The following is a 7,891-nucleotide window of genomic DNA, read 5'->3' on the forward strand; positions in this document are numbered from 1 at the left end:
GCAGGTGCTCCTGCGGCTGACCGCTCCCGGGCTGGCGGGCGTGCCGTGGGAGACGCTGTTCGACCCGGAGGCCGGCGCGTACGTCTGCCGCAAGGAGCCGTTGGTCCGGCACGTGCCGGCGCCGTCGTCGTTCAAGCCGGACACGCTCCTGCTCCAGCCGCCGCTGCGCATCCTGGGCATGGTGTCGTCGCCCTCCGGGCTCGCGCGGCTCGAGGTCGACGACGAGCGGCAGCGGCTCGAGGAGGCGCTGGGGCCCCACGTCGCGTCCGGCCGGGTCGAGCTCACGTGGCTCGACGACGTGTCCTGGGACGGCGTGCACGCGGCGCTGCTGCAGGGGCGCTGGCACGTGCTGCACTTCATCGGCCACGGCGGGTACGACGCCGAGACCGACGAGGGGGTGCTCGCCTTCGTCGGCAAGGACGGCCGCGCGGACTACGTCGAGGCCAGCAGCCTCGCGGACCTGCTCGACGAGGCCGAGGTGACCCCGCAGCTCGTCGTGCTCAACTCGTGCCAGTCGGGAGCGGTCGGGGCGGTCGACCCGTTCTCCGGGACCGCGGCGGCCCTGGTGCGCAGCGGGATCCACGCGGTCGCCGCCATGCAGTTCGCCGTCAGCGACGTCGCAGCGGTCGCGTTCGCGCGGTCGTTCTACATGGCGATCGCGCAGGGGCGCAGCGTCGACGAGGCGGTCCGCAGCGGGCGCATCGGGATTCTGGGCACGGGTCGCGGCACGCTCGAGTGGGTCACGCCCGTCCTCTACGTCCGCGGCGGCGACACGCGGCTGTTCGAGATCGACGCGACCGCGGTGCCGACACCGCCCCCGCCTCCGCCTCCGCCCCCGCCCCCGCCGCCCCCACCCCCGCCGGTACTCCCGGACGCGGTCGACCCCGAGCCGAAGAAGCGCACGCACCGCGGCCTCATCGGCGGCGGCATCGCGGCGTTCATCGCCTCCGGCGGCATCGCGACGGTGCTGGCCCTGCTGCCGAACGGCGACACCGGCACGACCGACCAACCGTCCACCTCGACCACGGCGCAGGCCTCGACCCCGGCGGTGCCGGTGCGCGAGACCGTGACCGTGCAGCACGAGGTGCCGGCGACGCAGCAGTGGACCRACATGGGGCTGGCGTGCCTGACGGGCGACACGCTCGACATCGTCGGCGGCGGCACGATCATGCACGAGCAGTCGGCCAGCGGGCAGGTGGGGCCGGAGGGCCTCACGAACCCCGCCTACCACGCGTACAACGTCGTCGGGCTGCCCGATGCACCGACCGCCGGGTTGATCGGCCACGTCGACCCCCAGCAGCCCTTCTTCGTCGGCACCGGGACGACGTACGTCTGCACCACCGACGGTGAGGTGTTCCTCGGCGTGAACGACATCGGGCTCGAGGGCAACAGCGGCGCGTTCGCCGCGACGATCACGCTGCGACCGGGCTCGTGAGGAGACGACGATGACGCGACTGGTGACGTTCAGCACGGCCGACGGGGCCGACGTGGTGGTGCAGGTGGACGACGACGCCGGGGTTCCCGGCATGGTCACCCGTGGCCTGGGCGACTCGCAGGTCGTGCAACGCGTCCAGCAGTCCTTCGACGACGCGCTGGCCCGCGTGCAGCCGGCCGTCCGCTCGATGCTGGCGCAGCTGCGCTCCCCGGTCGACACCCCCGACGAGATCGAGGTCGAGTTCGGCATCCAGATGAGCGCCGAGGTCGGGGCGTTCGTCGCGGGCGCGAGCTCGGCGGCGAACTTCAAGGTGACGTTGACGTGGAAGAAGGCAGGGGGGACGGCATGACGAAGGCGTACGTGTTCCGGGGCAGCCAGTACGTCCGGTTCGACGTGGACGCGAAGGCGGCCGACGCCGGCTACCCGCGGGCGATCGGCGCGGGGTGGTCGGGCCTGACGGACGTCGGGTTCGACACGGACCTCGACACCGCCCTCGACCTCGGCACCGGCCGCGTCTACCTGTTCAAGGGCGACGGGTACGTGCGCGTCGACCAGGTGAGCAACGCCGTGGACGGCCCGGTGCGCAGCATCGGCGAGCAGTGGCCGGGGCTGGCCGACGCGGGGTTCGCCGAGTCGCTCGACGCGTCGGTCAACTGGGGGAACGGCAAGGCGTACTTCTTTCGGGGCGACTCCTACCTGCGCTACGACATCGCGGCCGACCGCGCCGACGACGGCTACCCGCGCTCGATCGCCGACAGCTGGACCGGCCTGGCCGACGCCGGGTTCGCCGACGGGCTCGACGCGGCGTGCGTGTGGAACAACGGCAAGGTCTACTTCTTCAGGGGCGACTCCTACGTGCGCTACGACGTGGCCGGAGACGCCGTGGACGCGGGGTACCCGCAGCCGATCGCCGGCGGGTGGGCCGGGCTCGGGGACGCGGGGTTCGGGGACACCGTGCAGGCGCTGTGGATCAAGCTCGGCGCGACGGCCGGCACGACGCCGTCGGGGAAGCTGGGGCCCGGCGACCACGTCTGGTACTGGAACGGCCAGGTGTCGACCGCGCAGGACATCCCCCGGCAGGCCTGGTTCCCCGGCTCGGCCTCCGCGACGGACTACCAGGGGCACGGCGAGGAGATCTTCAACTTTGTGGTGCACGCCGGCGGGGAGATCCGTCGGGGGCGTCCGCAGATGCGCAGCCGCGAGGGCTCGCAGGCGTGGCTGAACAACAACCCCGGCAACCTCACGGGCGTCGCCGGGGGCACCGACTACGGCCAGTACCGCGACAAGTTCAACTGGCACCAGTTCCTCATCTTCCCCACGTACCAGGCGGGCTACGACGCGATCGCGGCGTTCCTGCGCGGCGGGGGATACCGGGACCTGTCGATCACGGCGGCGTTCCAGAAGTACGCCCCCGCGAGCGACGGCAACGACCCCGTCTCGTACGCGAGCTCGGTCGCGGCCGCGGCCGGCGTGCCCACGTCGACGCTGGTCAGGGACCTGACCGACGCCCAGATGCGCTTCCTCCAGGACCGGATCGTCGTCCTGGAGGGCTCCGTCCCGGGCGTCGTGCTCGCCCCCGACTCCGCGGACCTGCCCGAGGCGGTCCGCGCCCTGCTCGCCTGACCCATCCACCGAACCGGAGACCGCCATGCCCCTCAAGGCCTACGGGGTCCTCGCCGGCCGAGCCCTCGCGAGCGTGCGGGAGCCCGACCCCGACACCCCGCACTTCCAGGTGCACCTCGCCGACGACGCGGGCGTGCAGTACCGCGCCTCGATCAACGTCAAGTCCCAGCAGACGCCGTCCGAGCTGCTCACGTTCGTCTCCGAGGACTTCCACCACCCGGTCACCGCCGGGCTTGCGGCGCGGCCCAGCGGCTGGTCGCCGATCGCGCCCGGACCCGACGGCGGCGGCATCGACTTCATCCGGGGCAACCTGTTCGACCGTGCGGCGATGCGCCTGCTGCCGCCCGACCTGCCCGACGCCGACAACGACCTCGCCGACGCCCTCGACCACCACGTCGGGCGGGCGATCCGCGACCCGCAGTCGCGGGTGTACCTGTTCGGGGAGCCGTGGGGACCCGAGACGGACAAGCCCGACAAGGCGTTCGGGTTCCTGCCGGGCGCCGGCGTGCACGACATCCACATGAACCAGGGCAACGGCGGGCGGTTCGAGGACGACGACGGGCCGTGGCAGGACGGCGCGCTGCTGATCCACCATGCCGGCGCCGACCAGTGGGTGGCCGTGTTCCTGGCGTTCCAGTCGCAGGCCTGGCACACCGACGACGCCACCGGCCACGCGCTCGAGTCGCTCGTCCTCCCGGGGGACACCGAGCCGGTCATCACCGATCGCCGGGTGCGGGTGGTCGCGTCGATGGTCAACGGGCCCGGGGCGGCGCCTGAGCAGGAGACCGTCACGCTGGTCAACGTCACGGCGGCGCCCATCGACCTGTCGGGGTGGGCCGTCGCCGACGCGGCCAAGCACCGGATCGTCCTGACCGGGCCCGTGCTCGGGCCGGGGGAGGCGGCCCGGGTGCCGCTGGCGCCGCCGGTGCAGCTGGGCAACGGCGGAGGGCTGGTCAGCGTCCTCGACCCGGCCGGCCTCAAGGTCGACGGCGTGGCGTACACGGGTGCGGACGCGCACCGGGAGGGCTGGACGGTCGCGTTCTAGCCGGTCTGGGGCAGCGCGACCGCGGTGACGACGAGCCCTTCGTCGGCGGCCCACCGGCCGTGCACCACGCGCGTGCCCAGCCCCGAGGGCACGAGGTGGGCGACGAACGTGCCGTCGCCGAGCCGGACGTGCACGTCCTCGAAACCCAGCCACGAGCGTGTCAGCGGGTACCAGACCTTGTAGACGGACTCCTTGGCGGAGAACGCGACCCGGTCCAGGCACAGCGCGGGGTCCGTGCGCTCGAGGGCAGCCCGCTCCGCGGGGTTCAGCACGAGCTCGAGGACCTCGGGCGGCAGCGGGGCCCGGGTCTCGGCGTCGATACCGATGCCCCGCCAGCTGCGGGCGGTCGCGACGGCGGCGGCGCGGTAGCCGTCGCAGTGCGTCATGCTGCCGACGATGCCGTCGGGCCAGACGGGTGCGCGATCGGGCCCGGCCGGCACCGCGACGTCGTCGAGGCCGAGCCGCCGCAGGGCCGTGCGGGCGCAGTCGCGGACGGCCGCGTACTCGGCCCGGCGGGCGGGGACGGCGTTCGCGACGCCCGGCTCCTCCTCCGGGAACAGGGGCGCGGGCAGCGGGGGACCGGCATGCTCGGCCGCCTCGACGCCGTCGGGCAGCACCCGTTCGATCATGGTCCGCAGTCTGGCCGTTGACGGCCCCTGCGTGGGGGACGAGACTGCGAAGCGCCCGCGGGACCGGGTCGGGACGCGAGCCGACGGACGCCCACAGGGCCGCCCACGCCGTCCGACCCGGAGGTCTGGGTGGCGGCCGAGGTCCTGCGCACGACGACGCCGGACGACCGCGTCCTGCGCGCCACGCGCGTGGTGTCCGCGATCATCGTCCCGTTCCTGCTCCTGGCCTGGGCCGTGCTGTACCCGTGGCCCGGTGACACCGACCGGCTCTTCGCGTGGACGATCGCGTCGTCCCTGACGGCCATGGTCCTGGGCTCCGCGTACCTGGGCGGCGCGTACTTCTTCGTCCGCGCCGCGCGGGCGTCGCGATGGCACACGATCAAGGCCGGCTTCCCACCGGTCGGGCTGTTCGCCACGCTCATGGGCGTCGCGACGGTGCTGCACTGGGACACGTTCAGCCACGACCACGTCGCGTTCTGGCTGTGGGTCCTGCTCTATCTCACGACGCCGTTCCTCATCGCCTGGGTGTGGTGGCGCAACCGACCCCACGACGCCCCGGCCTCGCAGACCGACCTGCTCCTGCCGGGTCCGGCCGCCGGCGCGATCGGCGCCGTGGGCGCGCTCGCGCTGGTCACCGGGCTGTTCCTGTTCGTCGTCCCCGCGGCGGCCGTGACGATCTGGCCGTGGCCCCTGACGCCGCTGACCGCGCGGGTGATGGGCGCCGTCTTCTGCCTGGGCTCGGCGGGGATCGGCGCGTTCCGCGAGCGACGCTGGAGCAGTGCCCGGATCCCCGTGCAGGTCGCCCTGGTGATGCTCGTGCTCCTGCTGGTGGCCGGCGTGCGGGCGCGCGCCGAGCTGGACCCGGCCGGCCCGCTCACCTGGCTGGTCGTCGTCGGTTTCGTCGGCCTCACGGTGCTCACCGTGGCCCTGTACGTGCGGATGGAACGGCGCTCGCGGTGACGGAGGCCGGGCTGGACCCGCTGCTCGAGCGCATGCGCGCCGAGCTCGCCCTGCTCGACGACGACGTGCGGCGCTGGTTCCACGCCACGTACCTGCGCACGACGGAGGCGGTGGCCGCCGAGATCGCCGCCGGCGGGTTCGCCGACGCCGCGTGGGTCACCCGCTGGGACCTGGTGTTCGCGGAGCTCTACCTCGACGCGCTCGCGGCCGACCGGGCCGGGCTGCCGGTCTCGGGCCCGTGGACGGTGGCCTTCGGTGCCCCGCCGGACCTCCCGCCGCTGCGCCACGTGCTGTTCGGGCTCAACGCGCACATCAACTACGACCTCCCGCAGGCCCTGGTCGCCGTGATCAGCGCGGCGGACTTCGACGACCCCGAGCTCGTCCGCAGCCGGGGCGCCGACCACCTCCACCTCGACACCGTGCTCCAGGCGCGGGTCGGTGCGGAGGACGACGAGCTCGGGGCGGTGTCCCGGGTCACGCTGCTCGACCGGCTCCTGCGGCCGGCCAACCGGGCGGCGAGCCGGCGGTTCCTGGCCGAGGCCCGCGGCAAGGTCTGGCGCAACGCGGCGGTGCTGGACCGGGCTCGGCGGGAAGGACGGTACGCGGAGGTGCTGGCCGAGCTGGAGGCCCTGTGCGCCGACCGCGTGCGGGACCTCGTGGCCCCCGGACCCGTCCTGATCACCCTCGCCCGCCGCGGGTTCGGCGTGGTGCTCCCGGGGGCCTGACCGGCCTGGAATCCCGGCGACCCCTCGTTCGTTATGTCATCCGAGAACCAGGATGAGCAGACGGTGAGGAGCACCATGACGCGACGGAGAACCGGCCAGGTGGAGTTCGAGGACGACCGCGGCGAGATCGTCCGCTACGGACGGCACCCGAACGGCGGCGGGCTGGTCTCGCCGGCCGCACGGGTCCACGAGCGCGCCTGGCTGGCCGAGACCTCCTACGTCGAGGCGGGTGCCGTGGTGCACGACGGGGCACGGGTGGGACCCGGCAGCTGGGTGGATGTCGACGTCGTGCTCGGCGCCGGCGCGGTCGTGGACCGCAACGCCCACCTCGGCCGGGGGACGCGCGTGGGTGCGCGGGCCCGGATCGGTTCGGGTGCCCGCGTGGGGGAGTCGGTCGTGATCGAGCCGCGGGCGCTCGTCGCCGCGGACCAGGTGGTCCGGGACGGCGCCGTCGTCGCGCGACGCGGGCACAGCGCCTACGGGATCGCCGCGTAGCGGGCCCTACAGCAGGCGAACCTCGAGGAACGCGAGCCTGTTGCCGGAGGCGCCGGCCGCGTTGGAGATGGTCAGCCGTCCGTCGGTGACGGTGACCGGAGCGCTCGCGTCGATCCAGGGCTTCGCCGCGCTGGTCGTGCCGCTCGCGACGAGCACGCCCTCGGCGGCCATCCGGATGGTGCCGAACGACGTCGGGTCTCCCGCCACCAGCCGCACGCTGTAGGTGCCGTTGGGCAGGGCGAGCTCCCAGCGCGCGTCAGTGTTCGGGGCGATCTGCATGAACGTGAACGTGTCGTACCGCTGGTCGGGGGAGACGGCCGAGTCGCGGTCGCGGGTCGCTACCGAGGTGTCCGCGTTCCAGCCGTAGGTCAGGCCGGACGCCCGCTGGGCGAGCACGGCGCCCGTGTCGGGCGCGTACCCCGGGGGCACCGGCCGGCCGGCGGGCTGCATGTTCACGGCGTAGTACGGGCGCATCCGGTCGGTCGGGACCAGCTCCTGCGCCTGGGACGTGCTCGACCACCGCAGCTGCGCGACCGCGTTGCCCGTGCCCTCGAAGTACTCGAGCACGATGGGCACCGGGACGCCGGCGGTGAGCGCGACGGTGCCGCTGTCCACCCGGCTGGAGTGCGCGTTCCACTGGTCGATCACGCGGGTCCCGTTGACCCACAGCCGCACGCCGTCGTCGGACGTCGTCGAGAACGTGTACGTCTGCGAGTACCGCGGGATGACGGCGCCGGTCCAGCGGACGGAGAACGTGTCCGCCCCGATGCCGGCGATGGGCGATGCGGTCGCCCAGCTGAAGCCGACGGTCGGGTCGAGCCGGTTCACCGTGGCGCCGGTGAAGTCCTGGTTGTTGAAGTACGTGCCCTGCAGGCCGCGCAGCCCCAGGGTCGCGGTGAGCGTCGTCGCGACGGTCGGGGTGGTCCAGGTGCGGCTTGCCGACGACGAGCCGTCGGACCAGCGGTTGAAGCCGTAGACC

9 protein-coding genes are annotated in these 7,891 nt (G+C 73.7%); 7 read left to right on the forward strand and 2 right to left on the reverse strand.

What is annotated here, in order from left to right; translation table 11 throughout:
• The 4 genes from ACXJKG_RS17275 to ACXJKG_RS17290 all read left to right on the forward strand — a co-directional run.
• Nucleotides 1–1,435: CHAT domain-containing protein (locus ACXJKG_RS17275; RefSeq protein ID WP_456846973.1), on the forward strand; the 1,435-nt coding region annotated here is incomplete at its 5' end.
• A gap of 10 nt (nt 1,436–1,445) precedes the next feature.
• A complete protein-coding gene (locus ACXJKG_RS17280; RefSeq protein WP_456846974.1) occupies nt 1,446–1,784 on the forward strand; it encodes a CU044_2847 family protein in 339 nt (112 codons plus the stop codon).
• Nucleotides 1,781–3,058, forward strand: coding sequence for a hemopexin repeat-containing protein (locus ACXJKG_RS17285; protein WP_456846975.1), 1,278 nt, complete (start codon nt 1,781–1,783; stop codon nt 3,056–3,058). The genes ACXJKG_RS17280 and ACXJKG_RS17285 overlap by 4 nt, the downstream gene beginning before the upstream one ends.
• 25 nt (nt 3,059–3,083) lie before the next feature.
• The gene (locus tag ACXJKG_RS17290; protein ID WP_456846976.1) at nt 3,084–4,103 is read left to right on the forward strand and encodes a DUF2278 family protein; all 1,020 of its coding nucleotides are present in this window, start codon (nt 3,084–3,086) and stop codon (nt 4,101–4,103) included.
• On the opposite strand, the gene ACXJKG_RS17295 is transcribed toward ACXJKG_RS17290, so the two are convergent.
• Nucleotides 4,100–4,732: a 4'-phosphopantetheinyl transferase family protein gene (locus ACXJKG_RS17295; RefSeq protein ID WP_456846977.1), complete on the reverse strand. Its 633-nt coding sequence runs from the start codon at nt 4,730–4,732 to the stop codon at nt 4,100–4,102. The genes ACXJKG_RS17290 and ACXJKG_RS17295 overlap by 4 nt on opposite strands.
• 129 nt (nt 4,733–4,861) lie before the next feature.
• On the opposite strand from ACXJKG_RS17295, the gene ACXJKG_RS17300 reads away from it, so the two are divergent.
• From ACXJKG_RS17300 to ACXJKG_RS17310, 3 genes are all read left to right on the forward strand, one after another.
• Nucleotides 4,862–5,692 (forward strand): hypothetical protein, encoded by an 831-nt coding sequence (locus tag ACXJKG_RS17300; RefSeq protein ID WP_456846978.1) that lies wholly within the window; start codon nt 4,862–4,864, stop codon nt 5,690–5,692.
• A complete protein-coding gene (locus ACXJKG_RS17305) occupies nt 5,689–6,417 on the forward strand; it encodes a DUF5995 family protein (protein ID WP_456846979.1) in 729 nt (242 codons plus the stop codon). The genes ACXJKG_RS17300 and ACXJKG_RS17305 overlap by 4 nt, the downstream gene beginning before the upstream one ends.
• A gap of 75 nt (nt 6,418–6,492) precedes the next feature.
• Nucleotides 6,493–6,912 (forward strand): transferase, encoded by a 420-nt coding sequence (locus tag ACXJKG_RS17310; RefSeq protein WP_456846980.1) that lies wholly within the window; start codon nt 6,493–6,495, stop codon nt 6,910–6,912.
• A gap of 6 nt (nt 6,913–6,918) precedes the next feature.
• On the opposite strand, the gene ACXJKG_RS17315 is transcribed toward ACXJKG_RS17310, so the two are convergent.
• A partial coding sequence (locus tag ACXJKG_RS17315) for a PA14 domain-containing protein (protein WP_456846981.1) occupies nt 6,919–7,891 on the reverse strand: 973 nt, incomplete at its 5' end.

The sequence above is a fragment of the Cellulomonas sp. P5_C6 genome (assembly GCF_054049635.1).